Source organism: Methanocalculus natronophilus (genome assembly GCF_038751955.1).
Taxonomy (GTDB): Archaea; Halobacteriota; Methanomicrobia; order Methanomicrobiales; family Methanocorpusculaceae; genus Methanocalculus; species Methanocalculus natronophilus.
The window spans coordinates 1-628 of sequence record NZ_JBCEXH010000082.1; the positions used below are offsets into that span (position 1 = coordinate 1).

A 628-nucleotide genomic window follows, 5' to 3' on the forward strand; every position below is an offset into this window, starting at 1 on the left:
CATTCCTTTTCTGTATTTGTAAAGTTTAGTGGTGGGAAAGCCGTCGCAACCAGTGTTGGAATTTTCCTCTTTTACGCCCCTTTCTTAGGTGTGTTAGGCCTACTAGGCTATGTAATAGGCGTAAAATTTACACGCTACATTAGTGTTGGTTCAACTTTAGGCGCATCATTTGTCATGATCGCAGTCATCATTATTTATTTCTTTGGTCCAAGCGAAGGTTCAAGTATTGAATGGCTCTTTGGAATGAGGCGTGATTTATTCTTACCAATCATCACATTCATTGGAAACAGTCTGATTTTTTATAGACACCGAGGGAATTTCAAACGTATTCTTAACGGCACAGAGCCAAAAAGTAACTTTCTACAAAAACATAAAATTGAACAAAAAGTTTCGAAACGTACATAAATGAAAGGGACATTCTATTTTATTTAAGGAATGTCCCTTTTTGTTTATCTTACTTTATTCATGTATGATTGCATGGCTTCACTTTTAGGATTATCTAAAATTGAAGTATCTCCGTGTTCTACGATATTGCCTTCATGCATAAACACAATATAGTCCGCAAAATCACGCACAAAACTTAACACATGCGTCACAAACACAAAGTCTTTCCCACTATCTCTTAAAT

General features: G+C 35.8%; 1 protein-coding gene. It reads left to right on the top strand.

Annotated elements, in window-relative coordinates; translation table 11 throughout:
- Window positions 1–405 (top strand): glycerol-3-phosphate acyltransferase (locus ABCO64_RS10540; RefSeq protein ID WP_343089438.1); only part of this gene is annotated, 405 nt, incomplete at its 5' end.
- Window positions 406–628: the final 223 nt, after the last annotated feature.